This window comes from Methylothermaceae bacteria B42 (assembly GCA_001566965.1).
Classification (GTDB): Bacteria; Pseudomonadota; Gammaproteobacteria; order Methylococcales; family Methylothermaceae; genus Methylohalobius.
Window position 1 is genome coordinate 159,218 of sequence record LSNW01000030.1, and the last position, 17,666, is coordinate 176,883.

The following is a 17,666-nucleotide window of genomic DNA, read 5'->3' on the forward strand; positions in this document are numbered from 1 at the left end:
TGCCAAATTCAAATTTATAAGACATTTCTAATGGTAATCTTACCCTTTTCTCGTCATACCGGCCATGTTAAGGTGAAATTCAGCAGTTTATTTAGGTCACCTGATTCCATAACCAATAAAAACCATGATCAAAATTTGTTGCTTACTCTTCATGGCGATTTTCTTGCTGTCTCCAGCATCATGGGCCCAAAGTGCCTGTTCCGACTGGATTGCCAAAATCATTTCAGCGCAAGGCCAGGTCGTAGTTCAGCGGAAAAACAAAAATATTGAAGAAGCCTACCCAACGCTGGCTATTTGCCCCGGCGACAGCGTACAAACCGGGAAATACGCCCGGGCCACTTTACAGTTACGCAACGATTCATTATTAAATCTTGACCAAAATACCTCCTTGGTCTTCTCCGAGGCTCAACCAGCCAATCAACAAGAAACCTCTTGGTGGATCAACCTCTTCACTGGCAACACCTTTTTCCGTAGCCGAAGACCACAACGGCTTCGTGTCAGGACGCCATTTGTCAATGCGGTTCACGAAGGCACGGAATTTTTGGTGGACGTCACCCAAGACCGCGCCAGGATCTTGGTTTTCGATGGCACAGTCAAAGCCGCCAATGTCCAAGGCCAACTCAAGATAGCCGCTGGACAAGCAGCGGAAGCCAGAAAAAACCAGGCCCCCAAACCAGTGAAACTAATCATCAAACCCGAAGACGCGGTGCAGTGGGCGCTGTATTATCCTCCGCTTGTCGATATTACCTATTTCCAAAACACTGTCTCTAATCCTTTATTAAGAAACGCCGCGCAAGCTTATCAGAAAGGGCGTATTGACGAGGCGTTATCGCTCCTAGATAAGCTTCCCGCCGAACAACAAAATAGCAACTACTATCTGCTACGCGCGGCATTACTACTGAGTGTCGGCCAGGTAGATGAGGCGCGACAGGCCATTGAAACGCTCCTTGGCCAAAAACCCGGCAGCAGTGCCGGTCTTGCATTACAAGCCGTCATCGCGGTCGCCAAAAATCACAAACAGAAAGCCCTGGAACTCGCTCGCCGGGCAGTAACACAACAACCAGATTCGTCGCTCCCGCACATTGCCCTGGCCTATGCCTACCAGGCGGCTTTTCAAATAGAAAAAGCTTATCAAAGCGTGCAAACCGCCGTTGATTTGGCCCCACAAAATGCCCTGGCCCACGCCTTATTGGCCGAGCTGTCACTGGCTACAGGCGATACCAATACAGCCATGAAGGCGGCGCAACGGGCAGTGCAACTCAATCCCAATCTAGCGCGCAGCCAAAATGTGCTGGGGTTCGCCCATTTGGCGCGTTTCGAGATTTCAGAAGCGGCAGAGCATTTTACAACCGCCATAACGCTGGAACCCGCCAACCCGCTGGCCCATCTCGGACTGGGCCTGACCAAAATCAGGCGGGGACACCTCAAAGACGGTACCCGGCTGATGGAAACCGCGGTTTCCCTGGACCCTAACAACGCCCTGATGCGCAGTTATTTGGGTAAAGCCTACTACGAATTGAAGCAAGGCAACTTCGCCAGCACTGAATTCAGGCTCGCCAAGCAAATGGACCCCAACGACCCCACCCCCTGGTTCTATGACGCCATCTACAAACAAACCGTCAACCGCCCGGTGGAAGCCTTGCATGATATGCAAAAAGCAATTGAACTCAATAATAACCGGGGGGTGTATCGATCAAAACTGCTATTGGATAGTGACTTGGCGGCAAGAAGTGCTAGTTTAGGGCGGATTTACAATGATTTAGGTTTTCAAAAACTCGGCCTACTTGAGGGGTGGAAATCGGTTAATACTGATCCCGGTAATTATTCTGCCCACAGATTGCTGGCAGATAATTATGCCACGCTGCCTAGACACAACATTGCCCGTGTCAGCGAATTGCTTCAATCCCAGCTACTACAGCCACTCAACCTAACCCCTATACAACCACAGCTTGGGCAAGCCAATCTCCTGCTTTTGGACGGCCTTGGACCGACAGACTTATCGTTTACCGAGTTCAACCCTTTGTTCATGCGTAACCGGGCTGCCATCCAGGCCGCAGGCATAGTTGCCGGCAACGATACCCTAGGCGATGAGATCGTCGTTTCAGGGTTGTGGAACAACTATTCATTTAGTCTAGGCCAATTCCATTACGAAACCGAAGGATACCGGCCTAATAATGATGCCAACCAAAATATTTATACCGGGTTTATCCAGACTCAACTCACCCCCCAACTCAGCGTTCAAACAGAAATCCGTTACGATGAAATAACCAGCGGCGATATCAGCCAGAATTTCAGTAAAAAGCGTTTTATCAGGGACCAAAGAAAAAGATTCAGCAGCTTTTCACCAAGAATTGGAGTCCACTATACTATTAATCCAAATCACAATATTATTTTATCGTTTATATATAAGGATTCTAATTTTAATAGAAGAAATAGAAATCCACTTTTTAGCTTTAGGAACTTCAATATAGATAAAACCACCTATCAAGCCGAAGCTGAATATTTACTTGACTACAAGTTTGCACACTTGGTCATTGGCGGTGGCTATGTCAATGAACAAGAAACCAATAAAAAATCAAATAAAAAAACCCATTCCGATACCCAACACGTCAATGGCTTTATTTACTCGCATCTCAATTTGGGATATCACTTGACCACCACATTAGGCATCAGCGTTGACTCATTTGACGATAATAATCTGGATAAAACACTTCGCGTGAACCCAAAAATCGGCCTATTATGGAAACCTACCCCCTCAACCACATTTCGGGCTGCCTGGTTCAAAACCTTAAAGAGGCCACTCACTTCGAATCAAACCATTGAGCCTACCCAAGTCGCTGGATTTAATCAGTTCTTCGATGATACTAATGGGACAAAAACCACCCGCTATGGGGTAGCAGTCGATCAAACCCTATCCGACAACCTTTTTGGGGGACTATCCATGTCTTGGCGAGATCTGGGAATACCTGTTGAAAATAAAAAATTCCAATTCGATCAGGAAGAACGTTTCCACCGAGCCTATTTATACTGGACGCCAACAACAAACCTATCAATCAGGACTGAATACAGTTTTGAACAAATCAGGCTTGACCTCAGCGAGGCGCCAACCTCACCATTGCCATCAAAGATTACCACTCACAAAGTTCCGCTGGGTATCCGCTATTTTCATCCCAGTGGTATTTTTGCTCAACTCAAAACCACTTATATCAACCAAAGAACAGTTTTTGATTTTTTTAAAACTGATTCAGGTCACGACCAATTTTGGCTTGTAGATACTGCAGTAGGTTACCGATTTCCGAAAAGATTGGGCATCCTTACAATCGGTGTTAAAAATTTATTTGACAAACAATTCAGCTTTGAAGGATATAATTTTTCCACCGCATCCGCTATAGGATTCAAAAACGCAACCCAACCAGAAAGGATAGTATTCGCAAGGTTATTATTATCGTTCAATTAAAACCAAACAAAAAGGTAGCGCTATGTCAACTTATGAACAAATAAAAAACATTTGGGAAAACCAAAATGAATGGGTAAAAATACTAATTGCATTAGCTCTTGGTTTTATACTAGCCTGGATTCTCACCGGCCGAGACAAGTCCAGATTGACACCCTTAGCCAGTCTTGGGAAAAACGGGGAAGTGATTTTGGTTAATAACAAGGGAAAACCAATTCCATTAAAAAATTGTACGGTAGAGCCGGGAGAGAACCAGTGTTCCATTTTTAACGATACCAAACACAAGCTACTGCAGATCAGACGGCCCACAATCATATTATCGGAAAGCAAAGGCAGTACTATTTGCTGTTTGATAGATTTTGAACCGGATGCCCCCAGGGAATTATGTGGCCAACTCCCTTCAAGATATCCTACCTGTTACGCATGGTATTATGCCCTTTTCCATGGCGGTTAATTTTTAGTAAAAACCTAAAGGTTTTCTTATGATCACCGACACCCTAGCCATCCTAAAACAAGTCTCCTTCCTCTCGGAAGTAGATGATGAGGCGCTCCTGGCCCTGGCCGAGAGAGCCACCATCAAATCCTTCGCCAATAATACGATTATATTGTACGAAGGGGATGAAACCGGTCCCTTGTATGTCGTCCTGTCGGGGAAGGTTAGGGTGTTTCTTTGCGATGACGAAGGGAAAGAAATCACCCTGACCCATTTGGGCCCTGGCACTTATTTTGGCGAACTGGCGCTGCTGGATGACGAACCCCGTTCTGCCTCGGTGATGACGCTGGATAAAACCACCTGCGGCATCATTTCCAAAAACACCTTCAAGGAGTGGCTGCATGCTCATCCGGAAGCGGCATTTCGCCTGATTCAGTCGCTGATCCAAAAGATTCGCCAACTCACCGACAATGTCCGCAGCCTGGCGCTTTCCAATGTCTATGAAAGAATTGTCAAGGTATTGAACGAGCTTGCTGTTGAACGCGACGGCGTGCGAATCATCCCGGAGAAACTGACCCAGCAGGAACTGGCCAACCGGGTCGGCGCCTCCAGGGAGATGGTCAGCAAAATCATGAAGGAGTTGAAAAAGGGCGACTATATCAAGACCGAGGATCACCAATGGGTGATTTTGAAAAAACTTCCCGCCTCTTGGTAGTGTGAATTCAAGGCTAAAGCGCTTATCATCCTCCCAGAGATAGTTCCACCGATTCTTGCATTTTGCTTCTGCTAACCTATCCACTTCAACCTAAATTCTGCAAGTGATTCGAGCACCGAGGGTGTCAAGCAAGGCTTTAGGCAAGGCGGTAAGCCAATTTTCGCGCAGGAGTAGCAGCGCTACTTCGAGCATAAAATTGGTGCAGCCAACGCAGCATAAAGACTTGATTTGGCAGCCGAATGCCGAAACATTTGCAGAATTTAGGTTCAATAATAAATCACAATGTGACAGACTTATCCCGATTAGGGGAGGAGAGCCTTGTCGATAATAATTGTTTTAGCCATTTTGTTTGCTGTCATCTGTTACCTCGCCGCCAGTGGAATGATACTGCTACGGCGCACCCAGAATGATGCCCCCGCCTTGATCAGTCCCAATTACCGCCCTTTTTACCTGGGGTTGGCCTGGCTCGCAGCGGGGCTGCACAGTATTGTTCTGGCTCAAATCATCCCCGCCTCTGATGGGATCGATCTCAGCATCTTCAGTACCGCCGCTTTGGTAAGTTTGATGATTGTATTGTTGTTCTTGTTGGCGGCGGTCAACAAGCCAGTGGATAAACTGGGGATTGCGGTATTGCCCCTGGCTGCCATGACGTTACTGCTGCGGCTTGCTTACTCCGACCAAGTCCATATTTTGACCCATCTTTCCTGGCCCATGGAAATGCATATCCTGGTTTCCATTTTGGCTTTTAGCCTGCTCAATATCGCCGCGCTGCAGGCGTTGTTGCTGGCGCTGCAAGACTGGCAACTGCGCCGCAAGCACACCAATTGGTTTGTACGCTCCCTGCCGCCACTACAAACCATGGAATCGTTGTTGTTTCAAATGATTGGCGTGGGATTCATTCTTCTGAGCCTGTCGCTGGCAACCGGCTTTGTCTTTCTTGAAGATTTATTCGCCCAGCATCTGGTCCACAAGACCGTCCTCTCCATTCTCTCGTGGCTGTTGTTTGCGGTGCTGTTGTGGGGCCGTTGGCGTTACGGGTGGCGGGGACGGACGGCGATCCGCTGGACACTGGGCGGATTCGCCGCCTTGGTGCTTGCTTATTTTGGCAGCAAGTTGGTGCTGGAAATTATTTTGCATCGAGTGTAAGTGAAAATCCCCCCCTGTCATTTGCATTTTGCTTTCAGGGCGCTGCTCTGGATTCCGGGTCTTCCTCCCGCTTCGCGGGAGTTCGCCCGGAATGACGCAAGCTGAAGTTCACGGGAACCGAAGCGTCATTCCCGCGAAAGCGGGAATCCACACGCAGCCATAGCCAAATGTACTGGGATTCGATTATGTTGCTCCCCCAAAGCAACCTGTTGGATTCAGGCTGTAAGCGGCTGGGCGTTGGCCGTGTTCATTGCCCCGGGATGGTAACCCCCCTCCCGTGCTTTGAGATAATGGACAATTTGCCGGTCGGTCTTTACCACAAAGCGTACCGCCTGGGAAAGTTCTTCAAACTGGTTTTGGCCAATCTTTTCCCGCACGTTTTTCAGCACAAAAAACCGCTCCCGCCCGATCCGGTCCACTTTGTCCCAGTGTTCGGCCTGGGCGGATGCCAGCATTTCACGGCTCAAGGTCATCACTTGTTGGATATCGTGGGTTACAGGGTTCATACAAACTCCAAGGTTGAAAGGTTAACCATCCACCGTCTGGTAGGCCCGGCTGGCTCGATTTTGTTTTTTCAGCTGTTGCAGCTGATGGGCAGCCTGGTCCCGTTCCTGACGAATCAGTTGCATCAAAGCGCTGTCCAGGGTCTGGATTTGTTCAACGACTTGGCGCAATGACTGTACCCCCTCTTCTCCCTCTGGAATCTTGAGAAATAATTGCTCCACTAGTTGCCGGCGTTTGATATCCATACCCCTTACCGTTTCAAAATCACCCTCACGAGCCGCAGCCAACATGGCCGAGCTCAATTCCAAAACGGTTTGGGAAATGTCGGAAAAAGAATTCATTGGGCGATTGCCATCTCAGGCACCCGCTTGCGCACTTCTGCCGGAATCGCCACCCAGGCGGTTTTGATCTCCCGGATCAGACTGCTGACTTCATCCAGGATTTTGCCATCGCTATGTAGATTGGCTTCCAGCAGACGCTGCTGCATGTAGGCATACAGATTATCCAGATTCTCCGCCAATTCCCCTCCGGCTTCCTTGTTCAAGCTGGCGCGCAAGCCATCGATAATGGCAATGGTCTGGCCGATGCGCTGGCCCTTTTGGGGAATGTCCCCCCTTTCAATCGCCCCCTTGGCGATGGCAATCCGCTCCAAGGCGCCATCAAAAAGCATGGTAATCAGTTGATGGGGATCAGCGGTATCGGCACCCACGTGAGTACCGACCTTTTTGTATGCATTCATTGCGTGATTCGCTGCCATATTCATCGATGTTATCGCTCCTGTTTACTTTTTACTTACATTGTTGAAGGGCAGGGTCGCCAGTTGCTGGCCCAAAAATGTTCCCATCCCCTGCAATTGCCCCAGCAGGCTGTCCATAGCGTTGAATTTATCCAGAAACCGTTTTTCCAGTTCGGCCATCCGGTCATTCAATTTAAAACGCTCATCATTGATATCATTCAGGCTTTTTTGAAGGCCCTCGGTACGCGCCGTCACTGAGCCATCGCTATCGAGCAATCCCCCAAGAACATTGTCAAGGCGGTTCATCAAGCCCCGGGAAAAAGTCACCGACCCCAGGAAACCGCTGGCGCCATCTTCTATAAACAATTTCATGCCGATGGCATCGCCCTGGGTTCCTTTCAAATATTGCCCGTCCGCCTCGGCGGCGAATCCGCCGATGGAACCTGCCATGTTTTGTCCGGCGGTGCCGGCCGCCACGTTCAAGCCAATGGCGGAAGAATTGCTGTCCACTTCGGTGATTTCCACCTGGGAGTCTTCCCCGTACTTTTGCGACTGGATGACAAATCGGTTATTGTCCGAATCGTAACTAACCGAAACTTTTGCTCCGGCGGAACTCAAGGTGCTGTCGCCATTGATCCGCGCCTGTATCTCGGCCGCCAGCGCTTCCTTGCTGGCATAGGTCTTTTGTGTGAGCTGAATCTGGCCGGAAGAGGTGCCATCCACCTTGATGCGGAAAGTGTCGTTACTGTCGTCCACGGTCAGGGAACTCACCGCGCCACCATTGAGAACGCCTCGGGTGGCTTCTTGGGTAATGGACACCGAATAGCTGCCGGTTTTCGTCGCTGAACTGTTCTCAATGAATTTGACCCGCGGATCGGAGGTGATCCCGGTCTCGGAAAAGACCGCCGCCACCCCTTCCGGATCTTTTTTCAAAGCCGATTCCAGTTTGGACGAGTCAAACTCCAAAGTACCGTCCGCCTGGGTCTTGATGCCCAAATCCACCAGGGTGCGCACCGCGGCGGACTCCAACCCACTCACCACATCCCCCATTACCCGCCGGATTTGGGACATGGCATTGCGGATGGTGCCGTCCCCCAGCAAAATGCTGCCCTGCTGGGTTTCCGGATTATAGGAAGTCAAATCCTTGACCACGCCAACCAGGGCGTTGTAGCCCTCGACGAATTTGGTCACCGACTCCACAATATTGCCCGTATTGGGGGCAACTTTGACATTCACCGTCTCCCCCGGCTTGGCCTGATTCAGGTTGATGGTCACCCCTTTCAGGGTCTTGTCCAGGGTATTGGACGCGCTGGTGATATCCAGGCCGTTGAAGCTGACCACCGCATCCTTGGCTTCCATGGTCTGGGTCATATTCATGGCGCTATCGTTGAAGGCGAGGCGGGACAAACCGCTGGCATCGGCATTATCACCATCGCTATCGCTCACCTCAATCTGCATGCTGTTGGCCTTGCCGGTATCTTCCGAGGACAGCACCAACCGGTAACCGCCGCCATCGTAAACAATATTGGCGCTGACACCCCCACCGGCCTTATTGATGGCATCGCGAAGGCCCGTCAAGGTGTTGTTGGTATCATCCAGATCAATGGTCAAGGTCCCTTTGGCCGGGTTTTGGGTGAAGCTATAGGTAGTGGTTTCCTCTCCCGTATCTGGGTCTGTGATAGTCCCCAGCTCTGTAGTGCCAAAACGAATCGTCAAGGTGCCGCTGCCGACAATGTCATCGGGGTCGGCAAAGGAACCACTGGCCAAACCGTGGGATTGGGCCAGTTGCTTGACTTCCAGGTTGAAACTGCCGACCTCGGCATTGGAGGAAGCAGAAGCGGTCAAAACATCCTCGTTACTGGACGTGGCAGACAACGCCTCGAAGTTCGAACTATTGCGCAGCCCCGCCAGGCTGGACCGAAACTCCGATAACGCGCTTTTGAACGTTCCGTAGGAGGAAATCTTGGCCTGCAGGTCAGCTTCCTTACGGTCGAGTTGGGTGGAGACCGGCACTCTTTCTGCCTCAACAAGCTTTTGCACGATACCGGCAATGTCCAGCCCGGAACCTAACCCTGTGGAAGTAATCGCCACGATATTACCCTCTTTTTTTATCTCAAGCCTGTTCTTTCACCAACAGCCCGCCGGATTCCTGCAGGCGCTCGGCGAATTCGATGATTTCCTTGGGCGGAATCGAGCGAATCACCTCATCGGTTTCCGCATCCTTGACCTCAATCACTATCTTGCCCAAGGCGTCATTCATGCTGAAACTCAACTTGCGGTCGACCTTTTGCATGTAATCGTTGAGATGGGCCACCGCATTACTAATGCTTTCTTTGTCAAGCGCTGCCTGCTCTTGATCACCAGCGTTCTCCCCCCCCGCCGAAACCTGCCGAGAACCACCGAAAACCTGAGCCTTGTCTAATTTCATCGGCTCTTTCAAGGCGCTGATGCGGGAAAAATCCGCCACTGCGCCCGCTAGTCTGTTTGTTTCCATGGTTCTACCTCTCTACTTTGTCACTGCCGGAGGCGGCGGAGGATCCCGCCGCCCGTTGCGCTTTACCCTCAAGGTTAGCCGATCAGTGACAACACGCTTTGTGATGACGCATTGGCCTGGGCCAACATGGAGATGCCTGCCTGTTGCAGAATCTGAGTCCGCGCCAGCTCTGCCGATTCCTTGGCGAAATCCGCATCCTGAATCCGCGAGCGGGAAGCGGATACGTTTTGAGAGACGTTTTCCAAGTTTGAAATGGTGGAAGACAGGCGGTTTTGCACCGCGCCCAGGTCACCGCGGGTATCGGCAATGAAGGCAAGCGCCCCATCAATGACCGAGATAGCGTCATTGGCGCCGGATTGGGTGCCGATGTCAATGGCGCTAACTTTTTCCAATCCGGAGCTAACGGGATTGGTGCCGTTAATTAACGTACTATTAGTATCATCTGAGGTTACAGTAAAAGACTTATGAGATTCGAAAATAACGTTACCGCCAACCGTTGCCTCTGTATCAGTCGCCACATCCAAAGTAACAGCGCTACCTACTTCTGTACTACCGTCTTCCTCCAAACCAGTGACATCCAAATCAACATTGGCAGAAGAATAACTATCAATAGTGATGTCATATCCCTCATCATTTTTTAAAATGATGCCTTTCTTATCATCTGTCAGAACAGCGCTAATACCAGTATCTCCTGCTTGATCATTGATAGCTTTAGCTAACTCTGTTAAGTCATTCAAATCACTTATCTGGGCAGAAACGGTCACCTTGTCGGTTTCATTTTTACCATACAAATCAAAGGAAAGTGATCCTGCGCTTCCGGTAACGTTATCAATCTTTGCATAGGTCACCGCCCTTGCAGTTACTCCGGTTTTTTCTGATTTAGCGTTTATACCATCAACAATAGTTTTGGCACTACTAGCTGCTCCAACCGATATAGTATCAGAGCCCAGTGAACCTGCTACTGTTAAGGTTTGGCTACCTACGTTGTTCGATGTAGCATTATTTGCTTCGGTTATTACCCCAGCAGCATCGTAATTTGATTGTTTATGAACACCCATCGCCTCAGTCCGGGCATCACCCACAGTAATGCTTATACTTTGGTTGGCGAAAGCACCCACTTGAATCTGCTGGCCACTAAAGCTTCCATCTAATAGTTTCTTGCCATTAAAAGTGGTTTGATTGGCAATTCGATCCAGCTCCTGGGTTAGCTGGTTTACTTCCTTTTGCAGGTTAGCCCGGTCTGCGGCGGTGTTGGTGTCGTTGGCAGACTGAATGGACAACTCACGAATCCGCTGCAAGATATTGGTGGATTCCTGTAGAGCACCTTCAGCGGTCTGGGCCATGGATATACCATCATTGGCATTTCTCGTGGCCTGATTCAAACCCCGGATCTGTGACGTCATCCGGTCGGAAATGGCAAGACCTGCGGCATCGTCCTTGGCGCTGTTGATGCGCAAGCCTGAGGATAATCTTTCCATAGCCGTTTGCATGGAATTTTGACTTCTGCTCAACTGACGCTGGGCATTGATGGAAGACACATTGGTATTGATGATTTGAGCCATTAGAAATTACCTCCTGGTAATGGTCGGGTTGAAATCTATTTGCATATTGCATTCAACCCCTGTATCGACCGGGCAGGCGAAAGCTTTAACCCGAAGGTTAAAATTTGGCACAAATCTTCAAAAAAGCGGGAGCGGCAGACCCGCTCCCTACCCCCCTACACGCTAACCTTGCAACAGCGAGAGTACATTTTGGTTCGACGCATTGGCCTGGGCCAGCATGGCGGTTCCAGCCTGTTGCAATATCTGGGTCCGGGCCAGTTCCGCCGATTCCTTGGCGAAATCGGCATCCTGAATCCGGGAGCGGGAAGCCGCCACGTTTTGGGAAACGTTCTCCAGATTGGCAATGGTTGAGGAAAAGCGGTTCTGGATCGCCCCCAAGTCTCCCCGAGCATCGGCGATGAAGGCCAAAGCGCCATCAATCACGGAAATGGCATCGGTCGCCCCCCGTTGGGTGCCGATGTTTATATTGCTAACGTTCTCCAGGCTAGAACCCAATGGCGTCGTTGCCGCGCTCAAAAAGGTGGTTCCTGCGGAAGACTCCAAGGTAAAGGCCTTGTGGGATTCGACGATGACATTGCCACCCACGGTTGCCGATCCGCCGGCGCTCAAGGTGACCGCATTGGGGACCGGATTTTTGGCATCGCCGTCTTCCTTCAGACCTTCCATATCCAGGGTGGTGGTACTGGAAGCATAGACATCGATGGTAATGTCAAACCCCTCCTCATTTTTGAGAACGAGACTGCTTTTGTCCTCGGCCAACACCGCGCTAACCCCGGTTTCGCCGGTATGGTCGTTGATGGCCTTGGCCAGTTCGGTCAAATCTGTGGTACTGCTGATCTGGGCCGAAACCTTGACCGGCGTGGTTTCGTTCTTACCATAAAGATCGAAAGACAACTGACCCGGCGCGCTGGCGCCACTGAGTTTGGCATAAGTGACCGCCCGGGCGGTCACTCCGGTGGACTCGGAAACGCCGTTGATGCCGTCGGCGATGCTCTTGGCGGTCTCACCGGCGACCACGGAGACTACTTCGTTGCCCAAAAAACCGTCCACGGTAATGTCCTGGGCACCGACATTATTGGTGGTGGCCCCGACCGCGCTGTTGATCGTGCCAGCGGCATCGTCATTGGTCATCTTGTTGACCCCCATGGTCTGGGTCCGGGCGTTGCCGACAGTAACGCTGATGCTTTGGTCAGCAAAGGCGCCGATCTGGAATTCCTGGCCGTTGAAGGTACCATCCAGCAGCTTTTTGCCATTGAAGGTAGTGTGAGTAGCTATGCGGTCCAATTCCTGAACCAACTGGTTGATTTCCTTTTGCAAGTTGGCGCGGTCGGCGGCAGTGTTGGTGTCGTTGGCCGACTGGATTGATAGTTCCCGCATCCGTTGCAAAATGTTGGTGGATTCCTGTAATGCGCCTTCCGCAGTTTGCGCCAGTGAGATACCATCGTTGGCGTTACGCACTGCTTGATTCAAGCCACGAATCTGGGCAGTCATACGGTCGGAGATGGCTAAACCTGCGGCATCGTCCTTGGCGCTGTTAATACGCAGTCCTGAAGACAACCGCTCCATGGCCGTTTGCATAGCATCCTGACTACGGTTCAATTGCCGCTGGGTATTAATGGAGGCAATATTCGTATTGATTACTTGTGGCATGGTTAAACTCCCTGATGGCTCAAATTTTTCATCACCGGATACCTAGCAACATCGGGGCCAACTTTTATAACCATTAAATATCAATCGCTTATAAAAACACAATTGCCTTTTCGGCAAAGTTTTGCCGGCAATTTGTCACTGCGGCGGCAATGTTTTGTTTCACTGTCTATGCTGGTGAGCATTCCAAGCGCTAAAGCATTAAAATAACCCCATGAACGATACAATCTCATCCCCTCTCGGCGCCGTGATCGACATCGGTTCCAACGCCATCCGCTTGCGCATCGGTGGCCTGAGTCATGACGGTAAACTCGATATTATTGAAGCCATTCGCGCGCCGGTACGGCTTGGCCAGGATGCTTTCAAGCAAAAGCACCTGGGCAGTGAAATTATCGAGCGCGCGGTGAAAGCTTTTACAGATTTCCGCCAGTTAATCGACCGCAAAGGCATTCCCGTCAAGCAGGTGCGGGCGGTGGCCACCAGCGCGGTACGCTCGGTGGATAACCGGCAGGAACTGATTGATCGGGTACACGAGGCCACCGAGATTGAAATTGACGTGATTTCCGGGGCGGAAGAGGCAAGGCTGGTTTATCTGGCCATCCGCCACGCATTGCCCGAGCTGTCGGAAAAAAATGCCCTGCTCATCGATATTGGCGGCGGCAGCGTGGAAATCATCGTCTCCCAGCAGGGCCAAATCACGGCGCTGGAAAGTTTTAAAATGGGCACGGTTCGCTTGCTGACGCGCTTTGGCGAACAGAAAAACAGCCGTAAATTCCTCCGTTTTCTGGATGAATTCTTCAGCGCCAACGCGGGCAAAATCCAGGAGCTGATTGACGGGGTCAAGATCGAGATCTGTGTCGGCACCGGCGGCAATATCGAGACTTTGGGAGAGTTGGGGCAGCGGCTTTTAGGCAATAATTCGGCCCGCTGCTTGAGTTTTGGGGATTTGAAACAAATCTGCCAGCAACTGGATGATTTGGATTACCAGCAGCGTGTGGAAAAATTAAAACTACGCCCGGACCGGGCTGATGTCATCATCCCCGCCAGCCATACCCTGAGGGAAATTATGAAGCTGGTGGGTAAGCCTGACCTTCTCATCCCCGGCGTGGGCCTGGCGGAAGGGGTATTGCTGGATCTGCTGCAACAACGGCGCAGTAGCGCCACCCAAGACGCCCTGGATTGGGCCAGGGCCATCGCGCGCAAGTTCCACACCGACATGCGCTATGCCGAGCACGTTCGCCAGCTGGCCTTGCAGCTCTTCGATCAATTGGCGGCGATTCACGAATTGCCCGCCCGGGACCGGTTGTTGCTGGAAATGGCGGCGCTGGTACACGAAATCGGCGTTTTCATCCGTCCCGACGGCCATCATCGTCACGCCTACTATTTACTCAACGCCATGCCCATGATTGGCATTTCCGAACAGGAGCAAAAACTGCTGGCAACCATTGTCCGCTGCCAACGCAAACGGCTGCCGGACGGTGAGCATGAATTACTCAAACCTTTCAACAAAAGCGAACAGCAACGCTGGCTCAAATTGACAGCCTTGTTAAGGCTCGCCATCGCCCTCAACAAGGAAAGGCAAAACGTGATTGAGCACATTCATTGCCGCGCCGATAAGAACACCATCGAAATCCTTTGTACCGGCAAGGGGGATATGCTTCTGGAACAGTGGGCAGTATTGCGCCAGCAACCGGTGGTCAAACAGGCATTCGACAGGCAGGTCAGGGTGGTTCATTGACGGATTGGCGTGAAGCCCTCATCTTTGATTGTCTTCACATCTGGCATCCCTATACGGCCATACCACCCCACCACCCGGTCTATCCCATCACTTCCGCCTCTGGGGTTCGCCTGAAATTGGCCGATGGCGGGGAATTGATCGACGGCATGGCCTCCTGGTGGTGCGCCATTCACGGCTATAATCATCCCCGATTAAATGCCGCCATCGAAAATCAGCTTGGCAAAATGGCACACGTCATGTTCGGCGGACTGACCCACGAGCCAGCCATTGAACTGTGCCGGCGCTTGGTGGCGCTGACCCCGGGGCCATTGACCAAAGTGTTTTTGAGCGATTCCGGCTCGGTGGCGGTGGAAGTGGCCATCAAAATGGCAATGCAATACTGGCAGGCCCGTGGCCATCCTCAAAAAAACAGGCTGTTGGCCCTGTGCCACAGCTATCATGGCGACACCCTGGGCGCCATGTCGGTTTGCGACCCGGAAACCGGCATGCACCATTTGTTTTCCGGCCTGCTGCCCCGGCAACTTTTTGCCCCCGCCCCCGATTGCCGCTTTGGGGATGAATGGAACCCGGAGGAGATTGTCCCGTTGGCGGAATTGATTGCGCGCCATCACCAGGAATTGGCCGCCTTGATTCTGGAACCCATTGTCCAGGGCGCGGGCGGCATGCGTTTTTATCACCCGGATTATTTGCGCGCTGCGCGGCAGTTGTGTGATGAATATCATATCCTGCTGATTGCTGATGAAATCGCTACCGGTTTCGGCCGCACTGGCAAGCTTTTCGCCTGCGAACACGCTGGCATCAGCCCCGATATTTTATGCGCCGGCAAAGCTTTGACTGGCGGTTATTTGACCCTTGCCGCCACTTTGACCACCGAGGAAATTGCAGGCACCATTAGCCATACGGAACCTGGGTGTTTCATGCACGGCCCGACTTTCATGGCCAATCCACTGGCCTGCTCAGTGGCCGTGGCCAGTATTGATCTATTGTTGGAATCGGACTGGCAAAATCAGATAAGGCGCATCGAGGCAGGATTAAAAGAAGGACTGGCGCCTTGCAAGCAACTGGGTTCGGTAGCGGAGGTTCGGGTTCTTGGCGCAATAGGCGTCTTGGAAATGAAACAGCCCGTGGAATTGGCCACCCTCACTCCCAAATTTGTAGAAGCGGGAATCTGGCTGCGGCCCTTTGGCAAACTGGTTTACACCATGCCAGCCTATGTGATGGAAAACGATGATTTAGACCAGCTGACTTCGGCGATTTATCCTGTGCTGGCCGATGTATAACTTAACGTCTATGATGTCTGTCAGGGTAGACACATTAATTACTAATGTTACGCACTTGCCCGGAATGCCCTCTCCCCCGGCCCCTCTCCCTGTGGGAGAGGGGAGTCAACGCTTGGTTTTCCGCCGCTCCCATCGTTATAAATGGAGGCTAGAAAACAGTCCATATTCCCTTCCTCGCCGGCACGGCAGGGTCAGGGAATCCACCCTTGACCCCTCCCCCGCTTGCGGGGTCAGGGAGGGGGAGGATAATACGGAATGAACGTGCGTAACATCAGTTAATTACATACACCATAGACCACGAAAACACATCAATTGGACGGTCACACTACACAGAAGTATGCACTGTGCCCCGAGAGCCATCCCCTTTTTGCTCTCGCCCGGATATTTCACCGTAAGGCTTTAAAGCCCGTCCCAGCTCTCCACTAAACCTTCAATCTCTATCCCGAAAAACCCCAAAATCCTGCCGACGCTTTCATCAATCATTTCCGCCAGGGTTTTCTCACGTCCGTAAAACGCCGGCAACGGCGGAAAAATAATGCCGCCCATCTCGGTCACGCTCACCATATTGCGCAAATGGGCCAAATTGAGGGGGGTTTCCCTGGGTACTAACAGCAAGGGCCGGCGTTCTTTCAATGTCACATCGGCGGCGCGGGTGATGAGGTTGTCACCAAACCCCATAGCCACCGCGGCCAACGTCTTCATGGAACAAGGGGCAATCACCATGCCATCGATTTTGTAGGCGCCACTGGCAATGGAGGCGGCGATATCGTTGACATCGTGGTACACATCGGCCAGTGCCTGAAGTTGACGGCGTTTCATCTTCATTTCATGTTGAAGATTGACTACCCCGGCGGTGGAGATAATCAAATGGGTCTCCCAGGATTCAACAGGCTTTAACAGCTCTAGAATTCTTACGCCATAGACCGCGCCAGTCGCGCCAGTGAGGGCGACAATCAGGCGTTTTTTAGAACCTGTCATGCCAATCTTTCCGCCATTCGCTCGGTAGCGTCAACCAAAGCGTTGATCATTTCTACGCCGGCGGCAACATGGCCGGAATGCTCCAGAATTTTAAGCTCCGCGCCCGGCAACCGGCGCTTCAGATTGTAGGCTGACTCCAACGGGCACACCAGATCCTGGCGGCCATGAATGATAATACACGGCAGCGTCCGTATCCGGTCACAATGACGCAATAGCTGATCTTCTTCCAGAAAATAACGGTTCGCAGCATAATATAGTTCAATTCTGGTTTTTGGCAGCAAAGTGACAGGGTCAAGCTGAACTTCAGCCGCGGCCTGCGCACCCAAGGTCACTACCGTGCTCCATTCATTCCAGGCCGAAGCAACCCGCATTTGCAGGGCTTCATTGTGGCCGGTCAAGATTTTGTACATGCTTTGAATCAAGTCATTCCATCCAGTCACTGGCAAACTGTGGATCAAATCGTGCCAGTAATCGGGATAAATGCGCTTGACGCCGTCGTTCACAAACCAGTCCAAATCCCGCTGCCGTGCCAGAAAAGTTCCCCGCAAAATCATACCCATGACCCGGATGGGATAGGTTTGGGCATAGGCCAACGCCAACGCCGCCCCCCAAGACCCTCCAAGGATTATCCAGCGGGGAATACTCAAACGCTGGCGGATAACCTCCAGATCATCCACCAGTTTCCAGGTGTTATTCTCCTTGAGTTCCCCTGCCGGCTGCGAGCGCCCGGCGCCGCGTTGATCCACCAGGATGATCCGGTACATTTCCGGATCAAACAGACGCCGGTGATCCGGCTGGCATCCCGATCCGGGCCCCCCATGAAGATAGACCACTGGTAATCCTTCAGGATTACCGCACTCCTCGAAATAAATCCGATGACCGTCGGCCTCCAGCCAATGGGTGGCATAAGGTTCGATGGCGGGATATAAGGTCTTCATTGCATAAACCTATCACGGCCAAGAAAATTATCAGGATAAAA

At 51.5% G+C, this 17,666-nt stretch carries 15 protein-coding genes; 6 read left to right on the forward strand and 9 right to left on the reverse strand.

Annotation, left to right across the window (positions count from 1 at the left end; genetic code table 11):
- Positions 1-124 precede the first annotated feature (124 nt).
- From AXA67_09630 to AXA67_09645, 4 genes are all read left to right on the forward strand, one after another.
- The gene (locus tag AXA67_09630; protein ID KXJ40556.1) at positions 125-3,457 is read left to right on the forward strand and encodes a hypothetical protein; all 3,333 of its coding nucleotides are present in this window, start codon (positions 125-127) and stop codon (positions 3,455-3,457) included.
- Between the two features lie 22 nt (positions 3,458-3,479).
- Positions 3,480-3,908 (forward strand): hypothetical protein, encoded by a 429-nt coding sequence (locus tag AXA67_09635; protein KXJ40557.1) that lies wholly within the window; start codon positions 3,480-3,482, stop codon positions 3,906-3,908.
- 28 nt (positions 3,909-3,936) lie between these two features.
- Positions 3,937-4,602, forward strand: a complete 666-nt coding sequence (locus AXA67_09640; protein KXJ40558.1) for a hypothetical protein — start codon at positions 3,937-3,939, stop codon at positions 4,600-4,602.
- A 381-nt stretch (positions 4,603-4,983) separates the two neighbouring features.
- Entirely contained in the window at positions 4,984-5,748 is a 765-nt protein-coding gene (locus AXA67_09645) for a hypothetical protein (GenBank protein ID KXJ40654.1), read from the forward strand.
- A 215-nt stretch (positions 5,749-5,963) separates the two neighbouring features.
- Here the strand turns inward: AXA67_09645 and AXA67_09650 are convergent, their stop codons facing one another.
- The 7 genes from AXA67_09650 to AXA67_09680 all read right to left on the reverse strand — a co-directional run bounded on the left by AXA67_09650 (position 5,964) and on the right by AXA67_09680 (position 12,694).
- Positions 5,964-6,254 carry a hypothetical protein gene (locus AXA67_09650; protein ID KXJ40559.1) on the reverse strand — a complete coding sequence of 97 codons (291 nt, stop codon included), beginning with the start codon at positions 6,252-6,254 and terminating at the stop codon, positions 5,964-5,966.
- 21 nt (positions 6,255-6,275) lie between these two features.
- Positions 6,276-6,593: a hypothetical protein gene (locus AXA67_09655; GenBank protein ID KXJ40560.1), complete on the reverse strand. Its 318-nt coding sequence runs from the start codon at positions 6,591-6,593 to the stop codon at positions 6,276-6,278.
- Positions 6,590-7,009 carry a flagellar protein FliS gene (locus tag AXA67_09660; GenBank protein ID KXJ40655.1) on the reverse strand — a complete coding sequence of 140 codons (420 nt, stop codon included), beginning with the start codon at positions 7,007-7,009 and terminating at the stop codon, positions 6,590-6,592. The genes AXA67_09655 and AXA67_09660 overlap by 4 nt, the downstream gene beginning before the upstream one ends.
- Before the next feature lie 24 nt (positions 7,010-7,033).
- Complete coding sequence (locus AXA67_09665; protein ID KXJ40561.1) at positions 7,034-9,079, reverse strand: hypothetical protein; 2,046 nt, start codon at positions 9,077-9,079, stop codon at positions 7,034-7,036.
- A gap of 22 nt (positions 9,080-9,101) precedes the next feature.
- Positions 9,102-9,482: a hypothetical protein gene (locus AXA67_09670; GenBank protein ID KXJ40562.1), complete on the reverse strand. Its 381-nt coding sequence runs from the start codon at positions 9,480-9,482 to the stop codon at positions 9,102-9,104.
- A gap of 74 nt (positions 9,483-9,556) precedes the next feature.
- Positions 9,557-11,044: a flagellin gene (locus AXA67_09675; GenBank protein KXJ40563.1), complete on the reverse strand. Its 1,488-nt coding sequence runs from the start codon at positions 11,042-11,044 to the stop codon at positions 9,557-9,559.
- Between the two features lie 162 nt (positions 11,045-11,206).
- Positions 11,207-12,694 (reverse strand): flagellin, encoded by a 1,488-nt coding sequence (locus tag AXA67_09680; protein KXJ40564.1) that lies wholly within the window; start codon positions 12,692-12,694, stop codon positions 11,207-11,209.
- A gap of 211 nt (positions 12,695-12,905) precedes the next feature.
- Here AXA67_09680 and AXA67_09685 point away from each other — a divergent pair, with 211 nt between their 5' ends.
- On the forward strand, positions 12,906-14,429 hold the full coding sequence (locus AXA67_09685; GenBank protein ID KXJ40565.1) for a hypothetical protein: 1,524 nt from the start codon (positions 12,906-12,908) through the stop codon (positions 14,427-14,429).
- Positions 14,426-15,709, forward strand: coding sequence for an adenosylmethionine-8-amino-7-oxononanoate aminotransferase (locus AXA67_09690; GenBank protein ID KXJ40566.1), 1,284 nt, complete (start codon positions 14,426-14,428; stop codon positions 15,707-15,709). The genes AXA67_09685 and AXA67_09690 overlap by 4 nt, the downstream gene beginning before the upstream one ends.
- Before the next feature lie 399 nt (positions 15,710-16,108).
- Here the strand turns inward: AXA67_09690 and AXA67_09695 are convergent, their stop codons facing one another.
- Positions 16,109-16,687 carry a 3-octaprenyl-4-hydroxybenzoate carboxy-lyase gene (locus AXA67_09695; protein KXJ40567.1) on the reverse strand — a complete coding sequence of 193 codons (579 nt, stop codon included), beginning with the start codon at positions 16,685-16,687 and terminating at the stop codon, positions 16,109-16,111.
- Positions 16,684-17,625 carry a proline iminopeptidase gene (locus AXA67_09700; protein KXJ40568.1) on the reverse strand — a complete coding sequence of 314 codons (942 nt, stop codon included), beginning with the start codon at positions 17,623-17,625 and terminating at the stop codon, positions 16,684-16,686. The genes AXA67_09695 and AXA67_09700 overlap by 4 nt, the downstream gene beginning before the upstream one ends.
- Positions 17,626-17,666: the final 41 nt, after the last annotated feature.

What these genes read in the sequence shown, in the direction of transcription:
- AXA67_09630 (KXJ40556.1), top strand. Translation starts at nt 125, where the DNA reads ATGATCAAAATTTGTTGCTTACTCTTCATGGCGATTTTCTTGCTGTCT.
- AXA67_09635 (KXJ40557.1), top strand. Translation starts at nt 3,480, where the DNA reads ATGTCAACTTATGAACAAATAAAAAACATTTGGGAAAACCAAAATGAA.
- AXA67_09640 (KXJ40558.1), top strand. Translation starts at nt 3,937, where the DNA reads ATGATCACCGACACCCTAGCCATCCTAAAACAAGTCTCCTTCCTCTCG.
- AXA67_09645 (KXJ40654.1), top strand. Translation starts at nt 4,984, where the DNA reads ATGATACTGCTACGGCGCACCCAGAATGATGCCCCCGCCTTGATCAGT.
- AXA67_09650 (KXJ40559.1), bottom strand. Translation starts at nt 6,254, where the DNA reads ATGAACCCTGTAACCCACGATATCCAACAAGTGATGACCTTGAGCCGT.
- AXA67_09655 (KXJ40560.1), bottom strand. Translation starts at nt 6,593, where the DNA reads ATGAATTCTTTTTCCGACATTTCCCAAACCGTTTTGGAATTGAGCTCG.
- AXA67_09660 (KXJ40655.1), bottom strand. Translation starts at nt 7,009, where the DNA reads ATGGCAGCGAATCACGCAATGAATGCATACAAAAAGGTCGGTACTCAC.
- AXA67_09670 (KXJ40562.1), bottom strand. Translation starts at nt 9,482, where the DNA reads ATGGAAACAAACAGACTAGCGGGCGCAGTGGCGGATTTTTCCCGCATC.
- AXA67_09675 (KXJ40563.1), bottom strand. Translation starts at nt 11,044, where the DNA reads ATGGCTCAAATCATCAATACCAATGTGTCTTCCATCAATGCCCAGCGT.
- AXA67_09680 (KXJ40564.1), bottom strand. Translation starts at nt 12,694, where the DNA reads ATGCCACAAGTAATCAATACGAATATTGCCTCCATTAATACCCAGCGG.
- AXA67_09685 (KXJ40565.1), top strand. Translation starts at nt 12,906, where the DNA reads ATGAACGATACAATCTCATCCCCTCTCGGCGCCGTGATCGACATCGGT.
- AXA67_09695 (KXJ40567.1), bottom strand. Translation starts at nt 16,687, where the DNA reads ATGACAGGTTCTAAAAAACGCCTGATTGTCGCCCTCACTGGCGCGACT.
- AXA67_09700 (KXJ40568.1), bottom strand. Translation starts at nt 17,625, where the DNA reads ATGAAGACCTTATATCCCGCCATCGAACCTTATGCCACCCATTGGCTG.